19 protein-coding genes and 4 pseudogenes are annotated in these 24,006 nt (G+C 66.2%); 16 read left to right on the top strand and 7 right to left on the bottom strand.

The window, feature by feature from the left end; genetic code table 11:
• Nucleotides 1–21: 21 nt before the first annotated feature.
• Nucleotides 22–951, bottom strand: coding sequence for an HAD-IC family P-type ATPase (locus OHB41_RS47200; RefSeq protein ID WP_266708077.1), 930 nt, complete (start codon nt 949–951; stop codon nt 22–24).
• A 427-nt stretch (nt 952–1,378) separates the two neighbouring features.
• Between OHB41_RS47200 and OHB41_RS47195 the strand changes: the two genes are divergently transcribed.
• Nucleotides 1,379–2,713, top strand: a complete 1,335-nt coding sequence (locus OHB41_RS47195; protein ID WP_266708075.1) for a phosphoribosyltransferase family protein — start codon at nt 1,379–1,381, stop codon at nt 2,711–2,713.
• Between the two features lie 179 nt (nt 2,714–2,892).
• Here the strand turns inward: OHB41_RS47195 and OHB41_RS47190 are convergent, their stop codons facing one another.
• Nucleotides 2,893–3,546, bottom strand: a complete 654-nt coding sequence (locus OHB41_RS47190; protein WP_266708073.1) for a DUF6417 family protein — start codon at nt 3,544–3,546, stop codon at nt 2,893–2,895.
• Here OHB41_RS47190 and OHB41_RS52470 point away from each other — a divergent pair.
• Nucleotides 3,534–3,824 carry a recombinase family protein gene (locus OHB41_RS52470; RefSeq protein ID WP_353962925.1) on the top strand — a complete coding sequence of 97 codons (291 nt, stop codon included), beginning with the start codon at nt 3,534–3,536 and terminating at the stop codon, nt 3,822–3,824. The genes OHB41_RS47190 and OHB41_RS52470 overlap by 13 nt on opposite strands.
• 64 nt (nt 3,825–3,888) lie before the next feature.
• Here the strand turns inward: OHB41_RS52470 and OHB41_RS47185 are convergent, their stop codons facing one another.
• Both OHB41_RS47185 and OHB41_RS47180 read right to left on the bottom strand, forming a co-directional pair.
• The gene (locus tag OHB41_RS47185; protein WP_266708071.1) at nt 3,889–4,452 is read right to left on the bottom strand and encodes a pentapeptide repeat-containing protein; all 564 of its coding nucleotides are present in this window, start codon (nt 4,450–4,452) and stop codon (nt 3,889–3,891) included.
• A 267-nt stretch (nt 4,453–4,719) separates the two neighbouring features.
• The gene (locus OHB41_RS47180; protein WP_266708069.1) at nt 4,720–5,619 is read right to left on the bottom strand and encodes an alpha/beta fold hydrolase; all 900 of its coding nucleotides are present in this window, start codon (nt 5,617–5,619) and stop codon (nt 4,720–4,722) included.
• Between the two features lie 56 nt (nt 5,620–5,675).
• Here OHB41_RS47180 and OHB41_RS47175 point away from each other — a divergent pair, with 56 nt between their 5' ends.
• Nucleotides 5,676–6,284 (top strand): TetR/AcrR family transcriptional regulator, encoded by a 609-nt coding sequence (locus tag OHB41_RS47175; protein ID WP_266708067.1) that lies wholly within the window; start codon nt 5,676–5,678, stop codon nt 6,282–6,284.
• A gap of 484 nt (nt 6,285–6,768) precedes the next feature.
• Here the strand turns inward: OHB41_RS47175 and OHB41_RS47170 are convergent, their stop codons facing one another.
• Nucleotides 6,769–7,356 carry a TetR/AcrR family transcriptional regulator gene (locus OHB41_RS47170; RefSeq protein ID WP_266708065.1) on the bottom strand — a complete coding sequence of 196 codons (588 nt, stop codon included), beginning with the start codon at nt 7,354–7,356 and terminating at the stop codon, nt 6,769–6,771.
• Between the two features lie 124 nt (nt 7,357–7,480).
• Here OHB41_RS47170 and OHB41_RS47165 point away from each other — a divergent pair, with 124 nt between their 5' ends.
• From OHB41_RS47165 to OHB41_RS47140, 6 genes and pseudogenes are all read left to right on the top strand, one after another.
• Nucleotides 7,481–8,860, top strand: a complete 1,380-nt coding sequence (locus tag OHB41_RS47165) for a dihydrolipoyl dehydrogenase family protein (protein ID WP_266708063.1) — start codon at nt 7,481–7,483, stop codon at nt 8,858–8,860.
• 155 nt (nt 8,861–9,015) lie between these two features.
• Nucleotides 9,016–9,777, top strand: a pseudogene (locus OHB41_RS47160) (transposase).
• A 43-nt stretch (nt 9,778–9,820) separates the two neighbouring features.
• Nucleotides 9,821–10,102, top strand: a pseudogene (locus tag OHB41_RS52840) (transposase); the annotation flags it as partial.
• 67 nt (nt 10,103–10,169) lie between these two features.
• Nucleotides 10,170–10,316: pseudogene (locus OHB41_RS47150) on the top strand (IS5/IS1182 family transposase); the annotation flags it as partial.
• Nucleotides 10,317–10,724: 408 nt separating this feature from the next.
• Nucleotides 10,725–11,558 (top strand): MBL fold metallo-hydrolase, encoded by an 834-nt coding sequence (locus OHB41_RS47145; RefSeq protein ID WP_266708061.1) that lies wholly within the window; start codon nt 10,725–10,727, stop codon nt 11,556–11,558.
• Nucleotides 11,559–11,613: 55 nt separating this feature from the next.
• Nucleotides 11,614–12,732, top strand: coding sequence for a potassium channel family protein (locus tag OHB41_RS47140; RefSeq protein WP_266708059.1), 1,119 nt, complete (start codon nt 11,614–11,616; stop codon nt 12,730–12,732).
• 60 nt (nt 12,733–12,792) lie between these two features.
• On the opposite strand, the gene OHB41_RS47135 is transcribed toward OHB41_RS47140, so the two are convergent.
• On the bottom strand, nt 12,793–13,341 hold the full coding sequence (locus OHB41_RS47135) for a hypothetical protein (protein ID WP_266708057.1): 549 nt from the start codon (nt 13,339–13,341) through the stop codon (nt 12,793–12,795).
• A 148-nt stretch (nt 13,342–13,489) separates the two neighbouring features.
• Here OHB41_RS47135 and OHB41_RS47130 point away from each other — a divergent pair, with 148 nt between their 5' ends.
• Both OHB41_RS47130 and OHB41_RS47125 read left to right on the top strand, forming a co-directional pair.
• The gene (locus OHB41_RS47130) at nt 13,490–14,728 is read left to right on the top strand and encodes an IS701 family transposase (protein WP_266708391.1); all 1,239 of its coding nucleotides are present in this window, start codon (nt 13,490–13,492) and stop codon (nt 14,726–14,728) included.
• A 79-nt stretch (nt 14,729–14,807) separates the two neighbouring features.
• Nucleotides 14,808–14,987: pseudogene (locus tag OHB41_RS47125) on the top strand (ISAzo13 family transposase); the annotation flags it as partial.
• Nucleotides 14,988–15,394: 407 nt separating this feature from the next.
• Here OHB41_RS47125 and OHB41_RS47120 read toward each other — a convergent pair.
• Nucleotides 15,395–17,008, bottom strand: coding sequence for a long-chain fatty acid--CoA ligase (locus OHB41_RS47120; RefSeq protein ID WP_266708055.1), 1,614 nt, complete (start codon nt 17,006–17,008; stop codon nt 15,395–15,397).
• A gap of 252 nt (nt 17,009–17,260) precedes the next feature.
• Between OHB41_RS47120 and OHB41_RS47115 the strand changes: the two genes are divergently transcribed.
• From OHB41_RS47115 to OHB41_RS47095, 5 genes are all read left to right on the top strand, one after another.
• Nucleotides 17,261–19,030 carry a helix-turn-helix domain-containing protein gene (locus tag OHB41_RS47115; RefSeq protein ID WP_266708053.1) on the top strand — a complete coding sequence of 590 codons (1,770 nt, stop codon included), beginning with the start codon at nt 17,261–17,263 and terminating at the stop codon, nt 19,028–19,030.
• A 216-nt stretch (nt 19,031–19,246) separates the two neighbouring features.
• Nucleotides 19,247–19,813, top strand: coding sequence for an MFS transporter (locus OHB41_RS47110; RefSeq protein WP_266708051.1), 567 nt, complete (start codon nt 19,247–19,249; stop codon nt 19,811–19,813).
• Nucleotides 19,814–19,829: 16 nt separating this feature from the next.
• On the top strand, nt 19,830–21,266 hold the full coding sequence (locus tag OHB41_RS47105) for an IS1380 family transposase (RefSeq protein ID WP_266708389.1): 1,437 nt from the start codon (nt 19,830–19,832) through the stop codon (nt 21,264–21,266).
• Between the two features lie 145 nt (nt 21,267–21,411).
• A complete protein-coding gene (locus OHB41_RS47100) occupies nt 21,412–22,293 on the top strand; it encodes an MFS transporter (RefSeq protein WP_266708049.1) in 882 nt (293 codons plus the stop codon).
• Nucleotides 22,293–23,927 carry a carboxylesterase/lipase family protein gene (locus OHB41_RS47095; protein WP_266708047.1) on the top strand — a complete coding sequence of 545 codons (1,635 nt, stop codon included), beginning with the start codon at nt 22,293–22,295 and terminating at the stop codon, nt 23,925–23,927. The genes OHB41_RS47100 and OHB41_RS47095 overlap by 1 nt, the downstream gene beginning before the upstream one ends.
• Nucleotides 23,928–24,006 lie beyond the last annotated feature (79 nt).

The raw sequence follows: 24,006 nt of genomic DNA, 5'->3' as shown, positions 1-24,006 counted from the left end.
CAACGCCTGCTCAGCCATGTACTACCCCGTCCTGCCACCCGATGTCAGCACCCTAGCCGTGTGATCAAGGCAGGGGCGCACGTTCAGTAGATCGTGCCAGGCCCCACGCGCTTGGCAACACCGAGACGTCCCTTGTGAGGCGGCCCTCCCAGGCGATGACCACCTTGTCGACGCCGTCCGCAGAGGCCTGCGCCGCATCCAACGACGCCCCGACCTCATCGAGGGCCGCCTCGCCGAAACTGGACCGTGGTCAGCGGCAGCGGTACGGCCCCGCCTGGCCAGGGCGTAGACCAGGAACGGGGCGACCTCCAGGGTGGTGGGGGCGAGGATGTAGCAGACGAACTTGCGGATGTTGTCGTAGACGCGGCGGCCCGCGTGCACCGCGGCGACGATGGTGGCGAAGTAGTCGTCAGTGAGCACCATCGTGGCCGCCTCGCGCGCCACGTCGGTGCCGGAGCGGCCCATGGCGACCCCGATGTCAGCCCGGCGCAGGGCGGGTGCCTCGTTGACGCCGTCGCCGGTCATCGCCACGACGTGGCCTTCGGCGCGCAGCGCGTCGGCGATCCGCAGCTTTGCCTCCGAGGATGTGCGGGCGAAGATCAGCTCCTGGTGGTGGCGCAGGATTGGGTCGAGTTCGTGTTCGGGCATGCGGTCGAGTACGTATCCGGTTACCACCTTCGGTTCCAGGCCGCCGGAGACCACGATGATCCGGATTCCGGCACTGTGGCAGCGGGCGACCGCGTCGGCCACCTCCGGGCGGGGCGGATCGGCCATCACCATCAGCCCCGGGAAGATCAGCCGGTCTTCGGCCTCCTCGCGGCTCTGCGGCAGTTTGGCGCCGGCGGCCAGTTGCCGCTCTGCCGCAGCCAGGGCCCGCAGCCCCTGACGGGCGAGTGTGTCCACGTGAGCGGCGTTCGTACGGCGTCGTTCCTCGGAGAGCGGGCCGGCCATCCCGTCGGCTTGTCTGGTCGCGGTGCACAGCGGCAGGAGTGCTTCGGGGCCCCCTTGACGGCGATCCGCATTCCTTGGTCGTCGTGCTGGTGCCGTCCACCTGGGCGGGTCGGCCGCAAGGCCCAGTCGGCAGCCCCGTGGATTCAATGACGGGCTGTCACCACTACTTGAGGGCAAGGATGTTGGGGCCTGGACTCCGTCGAGTGGTTCTCGGGTGATCAGGCGGTTCACCGTGACGCCGTGATCGCGTCCCGCAGCGGTGACGCCGTGATCCCCCACACGGTCCACACGCGGGAGGGCACACCCCAGATCCGAGAGCGCCTCCCACAATGGTGCGCATTCGTTCTCCGCTGGGGTGAGGATAGAAGAAAGGGGCACATGCGCATCGCGTTGTCCGCCGTGTTCCCTGGGGCGAGGAGGCCGGATCGTGTTCTTCCTGGATCGTCGAGATGCCGGCCGACAGCTGGCGGCCCTGCTGAAGCACTTCAAAGGTTCCGACGTCGTGGTGCTGGGGTTGCCTCGTGGAGGGGTCCCGGTCGCTGCGGAGGTCGCGAAGGCGCTGGGCGCGCCGCTGGACGTCTGCCTGGTGCGCAAACTGGGTGTGCCGTTCCAGCCGGAGCTGGGCATGGGGGCCATCGGCGAAGGTTGCGTCCGCGTGATCAGCGACGAGGTCGTGCGTAGCGCGCGTGTCACCCCGCACGAGCTGGCCGAGGTCGAGGCACGCGAGCGGGAGGTACTCGAAAGCCGTGCACGGCGCTACCGGGGCAGACGGGAACCGGCAGTCCTGACGGGCCGCACGGTACTGGTCGTCGACGACGGAGTCGCCACCGGTTCGACGGCGCGCGCGGCCTGCCAGATCGCCCGCGCTCGCGGAGCCGCACGGGTTGTACTGGCGGTTCCCGTGGCCCCGCACGACTGGACCGCGCGGCTGGGTGCTGACGCCGACGAGCTGGTGTGCCCGCACACGCCGTGGGACTTCTACGCGATCGGGCAGTTCTACGCCGACTTCTCCCAGACCGACGACGACGAGGTCGTCGCCTGCCTGGAGGAGGCGCTCGCCCGCCCGGTGAGCGCCCGCCGGGCCCCGACGGGGCAGAGCGCGCCCGAGGACCGGGAGGCGGATGTGCGCGCGGGTCCGCTGGTGCTGCGGGGACAGCTGACGGTGCCCGAGGGCGCGCTCGGGATCGTGGTGTTCGCGCACGGCAGCGGCAGCAGCCGGCACAGCCCGCGCAACCGGTTCGTCGCGGCCGGCCTGAACGGCGCGGGTCTGGGCACCCTGCTGTTCGACCTCCTCACCGAACAAGAGGCGACCGACCGGGCCAACGTCTTCGACACGGATCTCCTGGCCCGACGGCTCACGGACGCCACCGGCTGGCTGCGTGAGCAGCCCGAGGCCCAGGGACTGGCCGTCGGCTACTTCGGCGCCAGCACCGGCGCTGCCGCCGCGCTCTGGGCCGCCGCCGAGCCCGACGCGCGGATCGCCGCGGTCGTCTCCCGCGGCGGGCGGCCCGACCTCGCTGGCCCACGGCTGCCGGCCGTGACCGCCCCCACTCTGCTCATCGTCGGCGGCCACGACCGACTCGTGCTCGACCTCAATCGTGGGGCGCAGGCGCGGTTGCGCTGCGAGAACGATCTCGCTGTCGTTCCCGGAGCCACCCACCTCTTCGAGGAGCCCGGAACCCTGGAGCAGGTAACCGGCCTGGCCCGTGACTGGTTCACCGACCACATGGCTCCGGCCCCTCACACCACGGCCCGATTCTGAACGCGGCAGCCGGTCGCGGGCTGACCGGCGTGTGGAGGGACATCGTTCTGTTGCTCCTGCCAGGCACCTCGTCGGCTCCGGGGCCGGGCTTCCGGCCTGGGCGGAGGCAGCACGGTTGGCCTGGTCACTCGGTGGGCTGGGCCTTTCCCCTCTCCGCGCCCCGTGGGCCCAGGCCGTGCCTACGGTCGGTGGAGACCAATGGGTGCGGAGCCGCGGGTGGGGGAGCGGGATGTGGGGCTGGGGGCGAGTGTTGCCCGTCTTGGAGGCATTGTGCGAGTCCGGGCAGGTGGCAGGGCATGGCTGGACACTCGATACGGAGTTCCTCCTGCCCCATCAGCAGCAGGCCGCCGCCCTGGCAGACCAGGGGTTGGTGGAGCTGGCCGATCCGGAGGACCGGGCGGAGCTGTCCCTGCTGGAGGGCCGGCCGGTGCGGTGGGCGGCCCGCCTCCTGCGGCGCCGGCGCCCTTCGGCAGGTGGTCCTGCTCGGTTGGGGACGGGGTGTAGGTGGCGCCGTACTCGCGAGTGAAGCGGTTGGCTTCCGCGGCGGAGCCGGTCATCCGGTGCGGCCAGAACCCGTACGCCACCGAAGCGATCTGCTCCTCGGCCAGATGTAGCCGCCGCCGTTCGATCCCGTGATCACACGACGCCGTACGGACCTGCTCGGCCAGCCCGTCAGCGGGCGGGATCCGGAGCCGCCCGGCGAGGTGGACGAACACGCGCAGGGCCGCCATCTGCGACGGGATGAGTTCCACCGGCCGTCCCGCATCGGCTTCGGCGGGCGTCGCCTCGGTGCGGGGGCGCAGCGCGCAGCCGGCCGTAGGTGAGGGTGTCATACCCGTGCGGTGAGGGCGGCGCGTTCGGCGGGGTCGACGGTGAGGCCGTAGCGGGTTTTACGGCTGAGGGAAGCTCCGGCGTCGAGCAGCCCGCCGAGCAGGTCGGTCTCGCCCGGGCTCGGGAACTACAGGCGGCGGGCGCCTCGCTGCGTGAGATCTGCCGCCGCCTGGAAGCGGAGCAGCTCCCGCCTCGCGGCAGCGATCGATGGTATCCGGAGGCTGTGCGACGGATGCTTCGGCACGAGGCGCCGTACACCCTCCGGCCACGCACAACCTGAGAGCGCACGTCGTGCGAACGCCGGTAACAGTGACGGCCGGATGGCAGGCATGGCACGGCATGGCTCACCAGTGGGGAGGCAGGGTCAAACCAGAAGGAAGGGGCGATCCGCTCGCCGGAACCAGGTCAGGTGGTGCCTCGCCGCTGACCGTGTCGAAGCTGACTGTTGCGCCGGAGAACTGCGCACTGTCGACGCCAATGGCTGCGCCGGAGAACCGCGCCATGGTGAAGTCGACCGAGCCGCTGTCGAACCGAGCACCCGCGAAGTCGACCGTGCCGTCGGAGAATCGACCACCCTCGAAGGAGACCGTGCCGCCGGAGAAGACTGCGCTGGAGTAGTCGACCGTGCCGCCCTGGAACCTCGCGCGGTTGAAGGCGACATTGCCGCCGGAGAACTGGTTGCCGACGAAGGCAACGGTGCCGGTGGCGAACTGGCAGAGCCTGAAGTCCACTCTGCTGCCGGAGAACGCCGCGCCGGATAGATCCACTTCACTGCCCCTGAACCGGGCGCCGTTGAAGTCGACCGTGCCTCTGGCGAACTGCGCGTCGTTGAAGTAGACCTCTCCCTCGTCGAACGCAGTGCGGGAGAAGTCGACCTTTCCCGAGAGGACTGCCTCCTTGAAGCGCACAATCCCCCCGTTGAAACGTCGCGTATGACACGGATGGCCGTGTGCCGGACTTTCCTCAGGGCGAGGTAGGCATGCTGTGCCTGAGGCGTCGCCAGCAGATGAGGCTGCATGCCAGGAGACGAAGGCGTCGTGGAGTTCGAGGCGTCGTGCCCATCGGATGGCGAGGCGTTTGAACTGGTGGAGGAGGGTGAAGGCCTGGTCGACGACGTAGCGGAGTTTGTGAAGCTCTGCCTGTCGCTCGCGCGGTTCAACCGTGTGGCGTGCCTGCTACCGGTTGGCCGCGAGGAAGTCCTCCAGGATCTCGACAAACCGCGCCGGCTGCTCCTCGGCTGGGTAGTGGCCGCAGTCGTCGAGGACGACCCCCGTGACGTCGTCGGCCGCCAGCCGCATCGTCTGGGCGGCATTCGCACCGCTCCACAGCGCGCCGCCGAGGGCGAGCACCGGCAGCGTCAGCCGGGTCTTGCTGCGCTGCTCGTTCTGCGCGATCGTCTCATCCAGCGCCCGGTAGTACGCGAAGCTCGCCCGCAGCGCGCGAGGATCCGCGGTGATCGCGTCGACGTAGACGTCGACGGCGTACGCGGGTATCGCGTCCGGGGTGGCTGCCTTCTTGGCGAACTGGTAACCGAAGAAGAGCCGCTCCCGTCCCCGGACCAGTTCCTCGTTGAGGTCGGTGAGCCGGTTGAAGCCGAACTGCCAGAGCTTCAGGTTGACCGCGGCCGGGCCGAAGAACGGCGGGGACGGCGTGAGACCGGGGATCACTGCTTCGACGATGGCGAGGCGGCCCACTCGCTCGGGGTGATCGGCGGCGAGGGCATATCCGGTCCACGTACCGATGTCGTGGCCGACCACGTCGAACCGGTCGTGCCCGAGCGCGGCCATCAACGCGACCAGGTCGGCGGACAGCGTGCCGGCGTCGTAACCGTCGTCGGGCTTGTCGGAGAGCCCGGACCCGCGTGAGTCGACGGCGACGACGGTGTGCTGGCGGGCGAGCGCGGGCATCACCTGCCGCCAGGCGTACCAGGTCTGGGGCCACCCGCCGATCAGCAGCAGCGCCGGGCCGTCCCCACCGGTGACCGTGTGCAGCCGCAGCCCGTTCACCTCCACGAGCCGGCTGGTGAAGACGTCAAGGAATCCGTCAGGCAGTCGCAGCGAACGCAAGCTTGTCATGGCAGCGACCATACCAATCTTTGAACGATCGGTACAACATGTGTAGGCTGAGGACCATGGCAGGCCGCAAGCAATTCGACGTGGACGAGGCGCTACGACGTGCGATGCACGTCTTCTGGCGCTGGGGTTATTCGGAGGCCTCGATCGATCGCCTGACCGAGGGCACGGGCCTGGGCCGGGGCTCGCTCTACGGCACCTTCGGCGACAAGAGCGCCCTCTTCCGGAAAAGCCTCCAACGGTACGCTCAGACCTACCACCCGCTGTACGAGCAGGCACTGTCCGGCCCCCACCCGAGCCCGAGCGCCGTTGTGGCCGCCTTCCTGCAGGTCGCCCTGAACCGCATCGCCGACCCGACGGTCCCGGATGGCTGCCTGCTCACGGTGTCGGCAACGCAGTTCCCGGCCCTCGACGCGGAGGGTCAGGCGACGGTCCGCGCCATGATCGACGGTTTGCGGGCGATGCTGGAGCAGGCGTTGCTGGCGGCGGGGACCGGTGAGCAGGAGGTGGCAGAGCTGGCGTTGTGCACGCTGGCGACGAACAAATCTCTGGCGGTGCTGAGCCGCGCCGGCTTTTCGGGCGAAGACCTGGCAACCGTCGCGGCAGCCGCCGCCAAGAATGCCAAGGTTCTGCCGAATCGACCGGCCGATCCGTCGGGGCCGCGATAGGCGGGAACGGCTTCGTCGCCGATGGATCTGCAGAGACCTTGGGGCAGCCGGCGGCTCGGCAGGAAGTGACTCGGCACAGCCCTCATGGGGGCTGAGCCGACCCGGGCGACGAGATCGCCCCACCGGGGGAAGAAGCTGACCTGAGCCGCCTCGGTCTTCGGGCTCTTGGAGCTCGTAAAAGGGTCATGGGTGGGCCTTCTTGAGGCGTCGCCAGCAGATGAGGCTGCATGCCAGGGAGACGAAGGCGTCGTGGATGTGCCCTGCGAACACAGCCGGTCCGCCGCCGGCTTCGGCCCCGGAGACCGCTCGGGCCGAGGCGGCAGCAACGGCTCGATCAGCGCCCACAAGCGCAGCCAAGGCGCACGCATACCCGACTGCTCAGTCTTCGGGAGACTTCGTCCCAGTGGCGGCGTTGAACCGGATGAGGTGCATCCAGTTGTCCCGCCGGCTCAGGCCCCCGCTGGCCGTTATCGAGGAGTTCGCTCTACTCAGAGTTAGCCTGGAGTTGGCGGGCGATGAGTTCCGCCGCCATGTCCTTCGCCTGGCGGATGGGCTTCACCGACCTGCTGAACTGAGATCCCCGAAGGCCGCCGTCGTGAAGCAGCAGCAATTCTTCGGCCGTCTTGGCTGGTTGGGGTACGCCCAGAGCTGCGAGATCCCGGGTCCATGCGTCGAGTATCCATTTGCGGTGGCGGTCGACCACCGTGTGAACGGGATGGTCGCGCTCCGGGAATTCGGTCACCGCGTTGCCATAGGAGCAGCCTCGGAACTCGTTGCGGGGGGCGGTACGCGCGTCCAGGTCGAAGATCATCAGGATCCTCGAGATCGGGTCGGACTCGCCGCGAACGGCCTGTTGGAAGGCGGCGCGATCCCGTTCGTCGCACTGTTCCATGTAGGCGACGACAAGGGCGTCCTTTGATCCGTAGGTCTGGTACAGGCTTGCCCTGGCCGTGTTCGCTTCAGCGAGGATCCGGTCGATGCCGACTGCGCGGATTCCTTGCCTCAGGAAGAGTTCGGAGGCCGCCTTGAGCAGGCGCTCCGCTGGCAGCTGTCGGGCAGGCTTGAGGGGCATGCCCCCATCATACTCGTAGACCGACTGGTCTATCTGTTACCGTGGGCAACAACGCCGCGGCTCTCCCCCGACGCTGTCGACAGCGACGCGCTCGACCGGCGACCATCCAACCTGTGGAGCATTAATGACTGGCATTGTCGAACGATTCGATCTCCTGGTCGTAGGTGGTGGAAAGGCGGGCAAGACGCTCGCCATGGACACCGCCAGGAGCGGCAAATCTGTCGTCATGGTCGAGCGAGACATGATCGGTGGTTCCTGCATTAATGTGGCGTGCATCCCTACCAAGGCACTGGTGAGCAGTGCCCGCACACTCAGGTCCCTGCGCCATGCCGGCCAGGTGGGGGTCGAGGTCGAGGCTCCGCGGGTGACCTCCGAGAGTCTCCTGGAGCACAAGGTCGGCGTGGTTGAGGGCATGGTTGCCATCAATCACAAGCAGTTTCTCGACTCGGGGATGGACCTCGTCCTCGGCCAGGCCCATTTCGTCGCCCCGGGCACCGTGGAGGTGGCTCTCAGCGGGGGAGGGACCCGCACTCTCAGCGGGGCGCAGACCGTGATCAATACTGGAACCCGCCCGTTCATCCCGCCGATTCCCGGCTTGTCGGAGGCGGGCTATCTGACCAGCGACTCGCTACTCGACTTGGAGCGGCTTCCTCAGCACCTGGTCATCATCGGCGGGGGGGCCATCGGCCTCGAGTTCGCCCAGATGTTCGTCACCTTCGGTACACAAGTGACGCTCGTCGAGGCAGGGAACCGACTCCTGCCCCGCGAGGACGAGGACATCGCACGTAGCGTGACCGAACTCCTTACCCGTGACGGCATCCGTATCGTGACAGGTGTATCCGTCTCGGAGATTCGCCGGAACCACGGAAACGTGCACGTCACCCTGAGTGAAGGCTCCTCGCTCGAAGGAGACGCCCTCCTCGTGGCAACGGGACGCGCGCCTGTCACCTCCGACCTCAATCTGTCCGCCGCCGGCGTGGACGTAGACGACAAGGGCTACGTCGCGACGGACGAACGACTGGCCACCTCCGCCCCAGGAATCTGGGCTGCCGGGGACGTGGCAGGGAGCCCTCAGTTCACGCATGTCTCACTGGACGACTACCGCATCCTGAAGGAGAACCTTGCGGGCGGCTCGCGCAGCACCAAGGACCGGCTCATCCCATACACGATCTTCCTGACACCCGAGCTGGCCCGCGTGGGCCTCACCGAGGAGCAGGCGCGGGCCGCGGGGCACGACGTCCGCATCGCCAAACTCCCTGTCGCCGCCATTCCGCGCGCTCGCACCATGCGGGAGACGGACGGCCTCTGGAAAGCGGTCATCGACCGGCGCACGGACCGCATTCTAGGAGTCTCCCTGCTGGGGCCAGAAGCCGGGGAAACCCTCACCACAGTGCAGACGGCCATTTTGGCCGACATGCCTTATACCGCGCTGCGAGACATGATCATTACTCACCCGACCATGACGGAGGGACTCAATCTCCTGTTCGCCGCCGTGAAGGACTGATCGGCTCCCTCCGTTGATCGTCGGGAGCCGTCGGTAGTCGACCGTCCGCTCTATGGAGCACGGCAAGCGGGACGAGGCATGTCTGTATGACACCCCAGGTCAGGGGGCTAAAGGTTGTCCCGTAACCGATTCGGCGGGTGGTGTGTTGACTGGGCATGGGTGGGGTGGTTTCAGGTGATGATCCGAAGTGGATCGAGCCGTTCGCGCTCTGACCGAGGTGCAGTTCGCCAGGCTGGTGGGTCTGGTGCGGCGTCGTGGCGGCGATGCGCAGCGTGGCCGGCCGTGGCGGTTGCTGCTCGAAGGTCGGGTGTTGCTGGCGACGTACTGGCGAATGAACCTCACGTTGAGGCAAGTGGAGCCGTTGTTCGGAGTGTCGAAGTCCGCCGCGTGATAGGATCCTCGACCACCTCGCACCGTTGTTGGCGATCTCGCCGGCCCGATGGCCGCGCAAGGACACCGTCTACGTGGTCGACCGCACGCTGGTGCCTACCCGCGACCGCACCATCGCGTCTTCGAGCAAGAACTACCGGTAGTCGACGAGCCTGCAAGTTGTCATCGACGCCAACAGCCGCCTGGTCGTGGCCATCGGCTTGCCGCTGCCTGGCAGCCGGGACGACTGCCAGGCCTTCACCGAGTCCGGTGTGGATCTCGTCTGCCGCGGTGCCCTGACCATCGCGGACGGCCGTTACCAGGGCACTGGCCTGTTCCCAGATCGTGAACGCCGAGGCCAGACGCATCTGAACCCGCAACAGGAAGCGGAGAACGCCGTCCACCGCCGAGCCCGTGCACGGGTGGAGCATGCGCTGTCCCGGCTGAAGAACTGGAAGATCCCGCCGGACTGCCCGCTCAAGAACAACGGCGTTCACCAAGCGATGCTTGGCATCGCCCGGCTCGACAACCTGACCCTCACTGGATAGCTCGCACCCCATACGGGACAACCTCTAGCGAGGCCACGCAGAGATGCATAACAAGCTGAGCAAGTGCCGACGCGCGGACCTGGACAATCGTCACGGCCCAACGTCGCTGTTGACGCGTCGGCCGGAGGGCTGCGCGATCGCAACCCCCAAGCTCAGGACAGGCAGTTACTTCCCGCTCTGGCTCTTCGAACGCCGCCGCCAGGGCGACCAGGCCCTCATCAGTGTGGTCGCCACTGCCTACCGGCTGGGCGTCTCCACCCGCCGGGTCGAGAGGCTCGCCGAGTTCCTCGGCGTCATCCAGCTGTCCAGGTCGCCGCCTTCCGCGGGCCGTCGACCTTCTGGCCGCTTCGGGCGCCCAAGGCAAGAACCTGTGCGGCTGGCGTCGCCGTCACAACCGCGATCAAGCCGAGGCTCGCAGCCTCGGCGAGCGCGCCGTGGCCACCCTCAAGTGCTGGCGCCTCCTGCGGAAGTACCGTTGCAGCACCACCCGGATCACCGCCATCGTCCAAGCCATCGTTGCCCTCAAACTCGCCACCTGATCAAGATGAAAAGGCTCAGCGTGCACCTCCGGGCCTTCCGGCCTACGCTTGATGTCTATCGAATACTTGGGCGGTCTGAGGCACCACCGCGCGACAACGTTCCACGCAAGCCCCCTGTCCTCCATGAGCAACCGAGTCGTGGAGGATGGGGTACCTGCACGGAGCCTGACTGTCACGTGACATCTTTCAAACCCCCACATAGCGATTACGGCCTGAGGGGGAGGGGTTCACGGGGTCAGGGGTCGCAGGCAATCTTCGCAAGCTCATCTCAAGAGACGAGTATATGACACTCTCTCAGATACGCGCATGAGCGTGTGGTTTCGGGGCTGGGGAAAACAACCGGAGCTTGACAGCCGCTGCGACGTTCGAGTTCAGAGCCCGTTCCATAGGCTCTTGGGAGGAATCCCTATGAGTATTGAATTGATGAGCACAGCGCAGGCAGAATTCGATCATGGCGAGTTGTACTTCGTCGGCAATGCCACGACGGTGATCCGTTACGCTGGGTTCTCGATCCTTACCGACCCGGCCTTTCTCCATGCTGGCGAACATGTACACCTCGGGCATGGCATGTACGCGCGCCGTGAGGTCGAACCGGCATGCCAGATCAGTGAGTTGCCTCCTATAGATCTGATCGTTCTGTCGCACCATCATGGCGACCACTTCGATGACGTGGCGGCGCGAGAGTTGGACAAGGATCTGCCGATCGTCACCAACGAGCACGCGGTGGGTCGCTTGCGCGAGCAGGGGTTCCTTCGTGGATACGCTCTCGACACTTGGGAGTCGCAAGATGTGGTCAAAGGTGATGCCCGTCTCCGGATAACTTCGATGCCGGGAAAGCATGCGCCAGACCAGATCGCAGGGATGCTCCCGCCAGTGATGGGAAGCATGCTGGACTTCAGTTTGGGTGAGGAGCGTAAATTCCGCCTCTACATCAGCGGGGACACGCTGCTGCACGAGCGGTTGTATGACATCCCTCGCTGGTATCCGGGCATCGATCTTGCGATGGTGCACGCGGGCGGTACAACCCTGATGGGTATTGTGGTTACCATGACGGGAGAAGACGCGGTGCGTGTCGTCGAGATTGTCGAGCCGAGGACTGCGATCCCGATTCATTATAATGATTTTTCAGTTTTCCTATCAGGGCTTGAAGATTTCCAGCGTGCCGCCGAACAGACGAGGACGCCAGCCGAGTTTCACTACGTAAGTCACGGTGACACGTACCGTTTCCGCCCAGCGCAGTGACCCGAGGAAGAGATCACTGAATCAGTGCGTCGCGGGGTTGAGACTGGGAGAGACTGTGAACGGGCTGTGGATTGCCCTCGGATTTGTGGTCCTGCTGGTAGTATTCAGCGATATTTTCCTGGCTACGATGAATTACAGAGAGAAGGCATTCCTGCATCCGTCAGTGTGCGCGCTGGCGTGGATGGGGATGCGGCGAGTTTTCTGTAGGCTGCCGGAAGTTGCGCGGAGAAGAGCGTTCCAGCAGGTCATCGGAATCCAGATCCTGCTCGTGCTGCTGGTCTGGCTTGTCGGAACCGTCCTCGGTTACGGGCTGATCTTCTTTGGCGCGATGAATAGCTTCGAGGTCAGTGGACCTGGGCTAGAACCGGGACTGTCCGCAGCGTTCTATTACAGCTTTGCCCAGCTGGCCACCGTCGGCAGCAGTCAGCTTACGCCCGCCAGCGATGTGCTGCGGGTGCTCAGCATTATGGTCACCTTCAGCGGACTGGCCGGGGTTGGCCTGGTCATCGCGTTCCTGCTGGAAAACTTCCAGGTCCTTCGTGACCTGTCTAGGCTGTCTGCGATCTTCTCCAACCTCACACCGGCGACTGCAACCTCGGATACCCCGGTCAGGTGTGTGGCCCTGTATTACCCCCGCGGGCGTCCCGTCGGCCTGGATAACCATCTCCTGGCGCTCTATGAGGCTTTCACCTCTTATAGCGACGGGTTGCAACGCCACCACCTGGTGTACTGGGCCAGATGCCCAGATGGAGCGTCCTCCCTGGCCTACCCGCTGCACGTGCTCGGTGGAGTAATCGGCGCCCTTCGCTGGGGTCTTCCCTCCGGAACTCCGGGCTCTGACCATCCGCTCCTGTACCAACTGGAGAATGCCTTCGAAAAGTTCATTGTTTTCCTCACCAAGAGCAAAGGCTGGTCGCTGGGTCAGGCCCCGAATGCCGTCGACATGGACAGCTTTGCCGCCGTGACAGCCGGCAGGGAAACACCAGATATCTGGCTTGCACGGTTCCTTAGTCTCGAGAACAACATGGCTGCAGTTGCTCGAATTGCTGGCGTGAAGGATCTGCACGGTTCCTACGCGCGTTACAGAGAGTGGCTTCCCTTCGCATATCAGGCTCAGCGGATCACTGAGGCCGTGAGCCGCGACCTCGACAATCAGCCCTTTCCCATCCGCTAAGAGGTCCTACAGTAGGACCTCTAATACTCCAGCTGTAGATCGTTCTTTGGCTGCTGGTGGCTATGCTTTCCTCGGTTTGCGTCGCTTGCTCCAACTGCCGTAGGGGCGGTTCCGGTCCTGGGCCAGCATCGTCGCGTCGAACTGGGCTTTGCTGGTCACGCTCCGTGGTTCAGGTACGAGCGTAGTCGCGGTCGATCGCCACGGAACTGATGAGGCCCAGCCGACCATGGGCATGGTCTCGTCGTAATGCGGAGCGAATTGCGCGACGGTGATGGTGGGTATCTGGTAGTTCAGGCTGCGGACGTGTTCGAGGAAGGCGTCGGGCAGCGAGACGTGGTGGGTTTCCACATAGTGCGGGAAGTCCTGGCGCCACAGCCACGCTCCGTCAGTCAACAGGGATGAGCATCCTGGAGAGTGCCGGTGGGGGCTGCCGGTAATGACGTCCGGTCCGCCTTCCATGACGTCGTTCAGGACGTAGCCTGCGTCCAGGTAGGCCACCAGGTCCGTCTCGTCCGGCTCACCGGCGGGCCGGACGGCATCGCGGATCGATCCGTTCGGCTGGCTGGAGCGGGTGTCGAATTCGTCGTAGAAGCCCAGCAATCCCAGCACTGCGTCTCCTTCGACGAGCCGTTCCGCCCTAGCTGGCACTGGAGGTGCGGCCACCGTTGATCATCGGTGTGTGAAGACAAACGATCACGCGGCGGCCGCAGGTCACAGCGTAGACGCTGCCCGCTGGCAGGAAGCGTTCGAGGGCCTGATGGACCGCATTGCAGGCCGGTTTGCCCGGGTCGAACCCCGTCGCCGAATACGGCACCTGGTGCTGGGACTGCTCGCGGACCTCCCGCGGAAGAACTGCTGGACCATCGCCGAATGGGCCGGGGAGGCGACTCCGGACGCCATGCAGCACCTGCTGAGCCGCGCCAAGTGGGACGCCGACGCCGTCCGTGACGACCTGCGCGACTACGTCGTCGAGCACCTGCACGACGACCAGGCAGTACTCGTGGTCGACGAGACCGGTGACGTGAAGAAGGGCATCCACACAGTCGGCGTCCAGCGCCAATACACCGGCACCGCGGGCAGAATCGAAAACGCCCAAGTCGCCGTCTACCTCGCCTACGCAGGCCAGCACGGACACGCCGCACTGGACCGAGAGCTCTACATCCCACGCTCGTGGACCGACCAGCCCGACCGCTGCCAGGCCGGCGGACTCTACCCGGACACCGCGTTCGTCACCAAGCCCGAACTGGCCGCCCGCATGATCACCCGTTTCCTGGACTCCGGACACCGCGCCCCCTGGGTGGCCGGAGACGAGGTCTACGGCGGCAACCCCACACTCCGCGCCGCCCTGGAGGACCGCGCCACCGGATACGTCCTCGCGGTGGCCCGCACTCACGAGGTCATCACCGGGGCCGGCAAGTTCCGCGCGGACATCCTGGCCAAGAAGCTCCCCAATCGGGCCTGGCAGAAGCTGTCCGCCGGAGCCGGAGCCAAGGGACACCGCTTCTACGACTGGGCCCACATTGACCTGCCCAGCATCGCGCCCGGCCACCGCCATCTGCTGATCCGCCGCAACCGCACCACCGGCGAACTCGCCTACTACCGCTGCTACTCACCCGAATCGGTACCGCTGACAGCCCTGGTGCGGGTCGCTGGATCCAGGTGGAGGGTCGAAGAGACGTTCCAGTCCGGAAAGGGCCTGGCTGGCCTGGACGAACATCAACTCCGCCGCTACACGTCCTGGTCCCGCTGGGTCACCCTCGCCATGCTCGCCCATGCCTTCCTGGCCGTCGTCCGTGCCGACGAGCACCGTCTCCGCCCTGGCCCCGACGACCTGATACCGCTGACCTGCAACGAGATCCAGCGGCTCTTCATCCCCCTTGTCGCCCGACCCGTCCACGAGGCCGGTCATTGGCTCCGCTGGTCCCACTGGAGGCGTCGTCATCAAGCCCGCTCCCAGGCCAGCCACTACAGACGCCAAGCCGCGACCCAAGCATGATCGTGATCTACAGCTGGAGTACTAAGGGCTCGCAGAGGATCAAGGTGTTGCTTCCAGTGATGCCGCTCGTTTTTGTGACATGAACGTCTCCGATGGGGTACGTGGTCAACTCGGCGTGAAGTTCGAGGTATTGTTCCGGCACCTCGACGAGCGGCAGCGCCGGCTCCTGATGGGGGCCGAGGGCCGGGTGCTGGGGCACGGCGGTGTCCGGGCGGTCGCGCGTACGGCACAGGTCAGCGAGACGACGGCCGGCCAGGGCAGGGACGCGGTCTCTCGCACGACGGCAGCACGCCGCGGGACACCCGACGTGACTCCGCACAGATCGACAGCGACTTCGCCGACAACGGTCTGTCAGCTCGCTGACGGACCCTCTTTGCTTGTGAATGGGCGTGGCGGCGGTGGCTGGGATACGCGCCAGACAGCCGTTGCCACGTCCCAGCCTCCAGTCGCACATGAGCCGCCGCCTCGACGGTCGGCGGCGCGGGGACGATACGGCGATACAGCCCCCTCCAGTCACCCAGCTGCCAAGTTCGGGCCGTTGCCTGCTGGTCGTAGAGGACGTGGCCGACGTGCCGGTCGACGGACGGTGCGTCGCTCTGCGTCGACGCCGCTAGGCACCAGCCGTGACACGAACCCCTGATCCACCGGGCCCGTTTGCGGGATGGTTCACGGAGAACGCAGCAACCGCCGCAATGCCTCTTTGGACAGTTTGCCCGTTCCAGTCGTGGGGATGGTCTTGAGGACGATGAACTCGTCCGGCAGCCACCATGAGGCCACCTGGTGCGAGACGTGTTCGCGTAGTTGCTCCACACTCGTGGTCGTGCCTGCGCGGAGGACGACGAAGGCGACGGGGCGCTCGACCCATCGCGGATCGTCCCGTGCGACGACGGCAACCTGTTCGATGTGCGGGTGCGTGGCGATTGCTGCCTCCAGCTCGACCGAGGAGATCCACTCACCACCGGACTTGATCAGGTCCTTCATCCGGTCGACAAGTCGTAGGTAGCCGTGCTCATCGACGGTGGCAAGGTCGCCGGTGCGCAACCAGCCGTCCATGGTGAGGTTGTCAGCCCCCTCGCCTCCGTAGTAGCCCCGTGCCACCCAGGGCCCCGTGACCTGGAGCTCGCCTACAGCCTTCCCGTCGTGTGGCATCTGCTCACCGGACTCGAGGCAGACGATGCGCAGGTTCACCAAAGGGATCGGCTGCCCCTGTGCCGCTCTGACGGCGTCGCGCACATCATCGTCGAGGCCATCGTGATGGCTGCGCAACCCTCCGATAGCACCGACCGGACTGACCTCCGTCATCCCCCAGGAGTGCGTGATGGGAACTCCGACTGCGTCTTCATACGCCGCGGACAGTTCCGGAGTGACCATCGATCCGCCGCCGAGGAGGAGACGGATCGATTGCAGGTTACGGCCCGCCAGCTCCGGGAGCAGATCAGTCCAGATGGTCGGGACCGCGGCTGCCAGCGTGACCCGGTGCCGCTCCATCAGATCGGCCAGGTGCCTGCGATCGGCTGAGGGACCGGGCAGTACGAGGTCGGCTCCGGCCATCAGCGAGCCGTACGGAAGTCCCCATGCATTGGCGTGGAACATCGGGACGATCGGCAGGACCACGTCGCGCTCGTTGATACCGATGAGCCCGGCCGCCATGGTCCCGAGGCAGTGCAGGACGGTCGACCGGTGGCTGTAGAGGACACCTTTAGGTCGGCCGGTCGTCCCGGATGTGTAGCACAAGCCGGCAGCCAGGTTCTCCTCCGCGCTAGTGAAGGAGGCCTCGAAGGAACCCTCGTACGGCTCGGCGCCGGCGATCAGGTCGTCGTAGTCATGGAATCGGGAGTCCGGTGGCAGCTCGCCACCCGTGCCGTCGGGGAACACCACCCAATGTCGTACTCCAGGCAGCCGGTCGAGGCAATCCTCAACCAACGGCAGATGCCGCCGGTCGAGGAACACGATGTCGTCGTCGGCGTGTTCGATGATGTACGTGAGGTGATCTGACGAAAGTCGGATGTTGAGCGTGTGGAGGACTCTCTTACTGATCGGCGCCGCGGCGTAGACCTCCAGGTGCCTACGGTGGTTTGCTGCCAAGGTAGCCACCCGTGCTCCCGCCGGAACACCCAGTCCGGCCAGCACGGTGACCAGGCGACGTACCCGCTTTGCCCACTCGCGGTAGACGAGGCTATCCCCGTCGGCATCGATGACGCGCTTGTGCGCGAACAGTGTCTCAGCCCGCTCGAAGAGGTGTGCGATCGTCAGTGGTCTTGCCTGCATGAGCCCGTCCATGTGCGCCTGCTCCTCGCATCTAGTTCAGGGCGCAGGGCAACTTGCCCGGCAGGGCCGCGTCGTGGCAGGTGCGCCGACTGAGCCCTGCCCCCGTAGTCGGCATCACAGTAGGAGCCGGGATCCCCATGCCGGGAGGTGAGCATCGACCACAAGTAAGTTCATGGCGGTGGACGAATAATCTACTGTTCCGCACGGTAACGACCCGCCCCGGTCTTGCACCAACGGCCGCCCACCGACGTAGATGCAGGGAACATGAGCGATCGAGTAAACGCGAATATCCGCCCGGGCCGCGAGCGTGAGCTCGCATCGCTGTATGCGACGGCGAGATCCCTGACCGCCCTGGGTGATGTCGATGACGTGCTGGACTCCATCGTCCGGCACGCGCACGACCTAATCGGCACGGATTTCACCTATCTGTCCCTGCTCGACGACGCCGGCGAGCTGAGCATCAGGGCCAGCGAAGGCACTATCTCGGCCGCGTTCCGGTCCGCTCACATCCCGCCGGGCACCGGAATCGGCGGCAAAGTGATCGAGTCGCACGCCGCCCACTGGGTCGGCGACTACCTCAGGGCCCACAATGTGCAGCACGATCCCGCTTTCGACGCGGTCGTCGGCAACGAGGGCTTGGTTGCGCTGCTCGGAGTCCCTCTCCTCGTGAGGGAGCGGGTGATCGGGGCCCTCTTCGCCGCCCACCGCAGCGAACGCCGGTTCCGTGCCGACGAAATTGCTCTCCTGAGCGCGTTTGCCGACCACGCGGCGATCGCCCTCGACAACGCCAGGCTCTACGAGGAGAGCCGCCGCGCGCTCGCCGAGCTGCGATCGGCCTATCGGACCATCGAGGAACAGGTGGCCGTCATGGAGCGGGCCCAGTCGCTGCACGAGGCGCTGACCGGAGTCGTCCTCGCCGGCGGCGGGCCACAGGTAGTGGCCTCCGAGCTCGCCGCACAAATGGGGGGCAAGGTCGTCATCCTCGACCGAAACGGAGATCTCCTCGCCCGTGGCGGTACCCACGAGTCCTCCGGCAAAGAGCCGGAAGGCGGCGTACTCGCCGAGGTGATCGAGCGGGCACGCAGCACAGGTCGTGCAGCCACTACGACGGAAGGCGGCCGACGGCACAGCGCCGCGACCATCCGAGCAGGGGACAGCGTCCTGGGCACTGTGCTGTGGAGCCAGCACCAAAAACCTTCTGCCATGGATGTGCGGGGTCTCGAACTCGCATCGCACGTCGTCGGACTGCTGATCCTCAAGGACACCGCTGCCGCCGACGCGGCCGAGCGGCTCAGCGGCGAACTCCTCACCGAGCTGATCGTCGCCAGTCCCCACGTGAGCGTGACGCAGCGGACGCGGGTCCGCTCCCGTGGCATCGACCTCAATGCTCTCAACGTTCTGGTCATCGCCGAGGCTCACAACGCCTCGGCCAGAGAGCTTGTCCGACACTTGCACGTGATCGCCCGGCAGGAGGCCGGACTGGCGGGCGAGCACCTGGGCCACGCCACGCTCATCGCTGCCGCTCAGGACGCCGAAGGATTCGCTCGCACCGTCCAGCAGCGACTCCGCACGGAACTCGGTCGTCCCGTCATGGCAATCTGTGAACGCGTTACCGGCCACGACTGGGCGCGTGCGTTCTCACGTGCCACACGCTGCATGGCGGTCGCCCGACACCTCGGGTGGTCCGACAACGGGGCCGCGACAGACAGGTTCGCCCTCTACGCACTCGCCTTCGACGTTGACCGCAAGGTCGAGCTCGACCGCTTCCTCGCGGATTCGATCGGCCCCCTCCTCGCCTACGACGCGAGCCGGTCGACCGAACTGGTCGCCACCTTGGACGCCTACTTCCAAAATGACGGCAACCTGCGCCGTACCGCGGACGGCCTCCAGGTGCACCTGAACACCCTGATCAAGCGCCTCGACCGCATCTCGACGGTCCTCGGCGACGACTGGCGGGCCACTGACGACCTGCCTCTGCGGCTGGCCGTCCGCCTGGAGCGGCTACGGCAAGCCGCGCAGTCCTGCCGCGTGTAACTGCACTGCATCACGGTGGTCTTTTACTCCACCCGTGCTCACGCAACTGTGGACGATCCACACCTCATGAGGCCATGCCCCGCTCCCTACAGTGACGGCGACCACATCGGGTGGCGCGGAGACCCGCCCGGCCAAGGGAGACCTCATGAGAGTCGCACCACGAATTCACTCAATGACGAATGGTGGCCTCCAGCATCAAACCGCTGGAGGCCGGTCATGACAGAGCAGCACACCATCCCAGATGACACCGATCGCACCCATGCGGTTGCCAGCCGCAAGGCTGCGCTGCACCTCTTGCCGATCTTGTGCTTCGTCTACTTCATGGCGTTCGTGGACCGCACCAACGTCGGCCTGGCCAAGACCTCGCTCGACGCTGACGTGGGCATCGGCGTCGCTGCATACGGCACCGGCACAGGCATCTTCTTCCTGAGCTACGCGCTCCTCGAGGTGCCCAGCAACCTGATCATGTACCGCGTGGGTCCGCGGCGGTGGATCACTCGCATTGCCGTGACCTGGGGTGCTCTCTGCGCCTGCATGATGTTCGTGCAGAACGAGCTTTCTTTCTACATCGTCCGGCTCCTCCTGGGAGCCGCCGAGGCCGGCCTGTACCCGGCTCTCATGTACATCATCACCATCTGGTTCTCGCAGAAGCAGCGGGTGACGATGGTCGGGATCCTCTACCTAGCCGTCTGCGCCGGCCTGGCCCTAGCCTCGCTGTTTCGCTTGGGTACGGCGGCTGGTGGGGCGGAAATGCGAAAGTGCCTTCCTGACCTGGGACGATGAACCTTGCTGAGGAGTTCTGTCGGTCCAGGCGGAGGGCACTTTCTACGTGCAGGCTATCGGGTTGCGTCCCAAGATCCAGGTCAGTGCAGATGGTTCGGGGGTGGTCGGGCATGCCGGGGCACGGTTACTGGCCGATCTCGCTGATGCCACCGGGCTGACCGCCGCGTACTCCACCGCGCTCAGGCCGCTTCGGCCGCGCGGGACCGGGCATGATCCTGGCCGGATCGCCACCGACCTGGCGGTGGTGCTCGCCGACGGCGGTGAGGCCATCGCGGACCTGGCCGTACTGCGGGACCAGGCAGGGGTGTTCGGTTCGGTCGCCTCGGCACCGACGGCCTGGCGACTGCTCGCCGACACCGACGAGAGGACACTGGCTTCTCTGCGCGCGGCGCGTGCCCAAGCTCGGGAAGTCGCCTGGATGCAGGCCGCCGAGCAAGGCGAGGGCATACCCGCAGTCCGGGCCGCGGGACGCATTCTGCCCGGGCTGGTCCTGGACCTCGACGCCACGCTGATCACCTGCCACTCCGAGAAGGAGCAGGCCGCACCCACCTATAAAGGCGGCTTCGGCTTCCACCCGCTGCTGTGCTTCCTGGCCAACACCGGCGAGGCACTGGCGGGCCGACTCCGTCCCGGAAACGCCGGTGCCAACACCGCGAGCGACCACATCACGGTGTTCGACCAGGCACTCGCGCAGATCCCCGACGCGCAACTTCACGGCACCGACATCCTCGTCCGCACCGACAGTGCCGGATCCGCGAAAGCATTCCTCGCCCACGTCCGCGACGTGCGGAAACGAGGAATCCGTACCTTCTTCTCGGTCGGATACGCCATCACCGAGCCGGTCCGCCGAGCCATTCGGGCCATGCCCGACCGCCTCTGGCATCCCGCCCTGGACCAGGACGGGACTCTGCGTGATGGCGCCGAGGTCGCCGAGCTGACCGGCATGGTCGATCTGGACGGCTACCCGGCCGGCACCCGCATCATCGTGCGCCGAGAGCGGCCGCACCCCGGAGCCCAGCTGTCCCTGTTCGACCAGGACGAGGGCCTACGGCATCAGGTGTTCCTCACCGACACCCCGTACTCCGGTGGCGGTTCCGCCCAGTTCCTCGAGGTCCGCCACCGCGGACATGCCACTGTCGAGGACCACATCCGGTGCGGCAAAACCACCGGCTTCGGCCGCTTCCCCTCCCGCGACTTCGCCGTCAACGCCGTCTGGCTCGAACTCAGCCTCGCCGCGATCGACCTGCTCGCCTGGACCCGTGTCCTCCTCCTGGACGGGGAGCTGGCCACCGCCGAGCCGAAGAAACTCCGCTACCGGCTACTGCACGTCACGGCCCGCCTCACCCGCGGCGGCCGACGCCTCCACCTGCGAATATCGGCGACCTGGCCCTGGAGACACGAACTGGCCACGGCCTTCCACCGACTCGCCGCACTGCCCCGACCCGCCAGCTGACCAGCAAACCCCCGTCCGCCCACGACCCGAAAGAACCCGGAGAACCCGACCACCGCGCCGGGACTCCGACCTGCCCAAGCACCGAAATCACATCGGCCACCCAACAGTTGGCGATCAGCGACGCCGCCTCAGCCCAACCGAAACGGTGAGGCTAGGCGCCCCGCTCGGCGGCGCACTCATGGAACTCCACGGCGCAGCCGGGTTGTTCGGTTGGCAGTGGATGTTCCTTATCGAGGGCGCGATCACGATCGTGGTCGGGAGCGTCGTATGGCACTGGGTGCCGGACAAACCGTCTGACGCGCTGTGGCTCTCAGCACAAGAGGCCGCGGTGCTGAACGAACGAGCCACCGTGCACACAGCCCCCGCACACGCCACCTTGAAGGGCAACGTGAAGGTGGCGTTCGGCCGGCCCTTCATCCTCGTACTCGCGGTGATCTACTTCGCCAACCAGATCAACAGCGTCTCGATCCAGTACAACTTCCCGTCAATCGTCGAAAGCCTCGGTGTCGAGGGATCCTTCCTCATCGGTGTGGTGAGCGGCAGCGCGGGCATCGGCGCGCTTATCGGCGTGCTCGTCATCCCCTGGCTCCACCGGCGGGCGTCAGGTGAGCTCCACGTCCTCACTGGCGCCACCATTGGCACAGTCCTAGTGGCAGTGGCTTACACCCTCGCGGATGGTGCGGTAGCCCGCATCCTGCTGATCGACGTCGCGATGATGCTGCTCATCGGGGTTCTGCCCCTCTACTGGTCGATCGCGATGGCGCGGATGTCCGGGCTGATGGCTGCGGCAGGGCTCGCTTTCATCAACACAGTCGGACTGCTCGGAGGTTTCACCGGTCCCTACCTGTACGGGTTCGCCGAAGGCCGGGGCAGCGAGGCAGGCGGGTATGCGGTGCTGATCGGAGGCTCAGTTCTCGGCGTGCTGGCCCTTCCGCTGTTGCGGCGCACGGTGCAGAAGGAGGACAGCGAGCCGCAGCCCAGCACGCCGCCGGTAGAACCCAGTGTTCAGACGGGAGGGAGACAGTGATGCTGATGACACGAGTCGGCGCCGCACTGCTCGGCATGGTGCTGGCAGCCGCAACGATGAGCACAGCGTCGGCACACGGCGCACCCAGAACACCTGTCGTACGGCAGACCAACCTCGGCAAGGTCCAGGGCATCGACCAGGACCGGTCGACCGGAACCTATTCCTGGCTGGGCATCCCCTACGCAGAGCCCCCCGTGGGGCCGCTACGCTGGAAAGCCCCCGTCCCTCATCAGCCATGGCGCGGGGTGCGTGACGCCAGCCAATTCGGGAACGGCTGCATACAGCAAGGCCGCATGTTCAGCCCCGCACCGTCCGGCCCTCACTACGGGCTGGACGTCCGCGACGGCCTTGGCAACCCCGTCGGCTCCGAGGACTGCCTCACCCTTAACGTCTTCCGCCCCTCGAACGCGAAGAAGAACCTGCCGGTCATCGTGTTCATCCACGGAGGAAGCAACGTGGTCGGGTACTCGGCAGATCCGATGTACGACGGCCGCGCCCTGGCACGCCGGACCAATGCGGTCGTGGTCACCGTCAACTACCGGCTCGGGGTCTTCGGGTGGCTCGACCTGCCTGGGCTGAAGACGGGCGACAAGGTCAACGACTCAGGAAACTTTGGAACGTTGGACCAGATCGAGGCCCTTCGCTTCATCAACCGCAACGCCCCCGCCTTCGGCGGCGATCGCTCGAATGTGACGGTGATGGGGGAGTCCGCCGGCGCCGTCAACGTGTGGGCCCTCATGGTGTCCCCTCTGAGTAAAGGTTTACTGGACAAAGCGATCCCGCTCAGTGGCGGCCTCCTGTTCACCACCCCGCAAAAAGCGCGCACGTACGCTGACGGGCTGGTCGAGGAAGCCGCCGGCACAGGTGAAGGCCCAGACGACGCCGTGCGCCGTCTGCGATCGATGCCGGCCGGTGACATCATCCGCGCGCAAGTCCGGCAAGGCTCCAAGGCCGGCGACCCGCCCGCAGTCATCGCGGAGGGGACGGTCTTGCCGACGGACTACCACGCCGCTATCAAGGCGGGAAAGTTCCGCAACGTCCCCACCCTCGCCGGGAACACCTTGGAGGAGGGCAAGCTCTTCGGATCGGCGATCGGGGCGTTCCGGCCGACCGACTACCAGCGCTTCACCTCGCAGTACTTCTTCGACCCCGACAAGCCATCACCGTTCACGGTGTGCGATTTCATCACGGACGCGTACCTTCCCGTCGACGGGCCTGGCGGCTGGAACGAGGCTGCGGACGATCTGACCGACCTCATCTTCACCGGCATCACCCACGACTCCCTGAACTCAGTACAGGAAGCGGGAAACAAGCACCTGTACTACTACCAGTTCGCCTGGAACCAGGAGTCACCGCCCTTCGACCAGGTGTACGGCGCCGCACACGCCATGGACCTGCCCTTCGTGTTCCATACGTTCGACGAGGGCTTGTTCACCTTCGCGTTCAGCGCCAAGAACGAGCCGGGGCGACTGCAGCTGTCAAGCCTGATGATCGACAGCATCCGGACCTTCGTACGTACGGGAACCCCGCAACACGCGAGTCTGGGCACACGGTGGCAGCAGTGGCCGCGCGGCGTCGTCTTCGACGCCGGGGACCAGAGAGCAACGGTGCAGCCCAAATCACCGGGCAGGTAGGTCCTGCGGTGGCCGGTCATACACAAAACGGTGCGCCGTCCACCGTAAAAGCGTGCCCTGCCGCAATTGCTTGGGCGCC

It is taken from the genome of Streptomyces sp. NBC_01571 (assembly GCF_026339875.1).
Taxonomy (GTDB): domain Bacteria; phylum Actinomycetota; class Actinomycetes; order Streptomycetales; family Streptomycetaceae; genus Streptomyces.
Note: the sequence above shows the minus strand (reverse complement) of the source record. Positions and strands in the feature narration are given on the sequence as shown.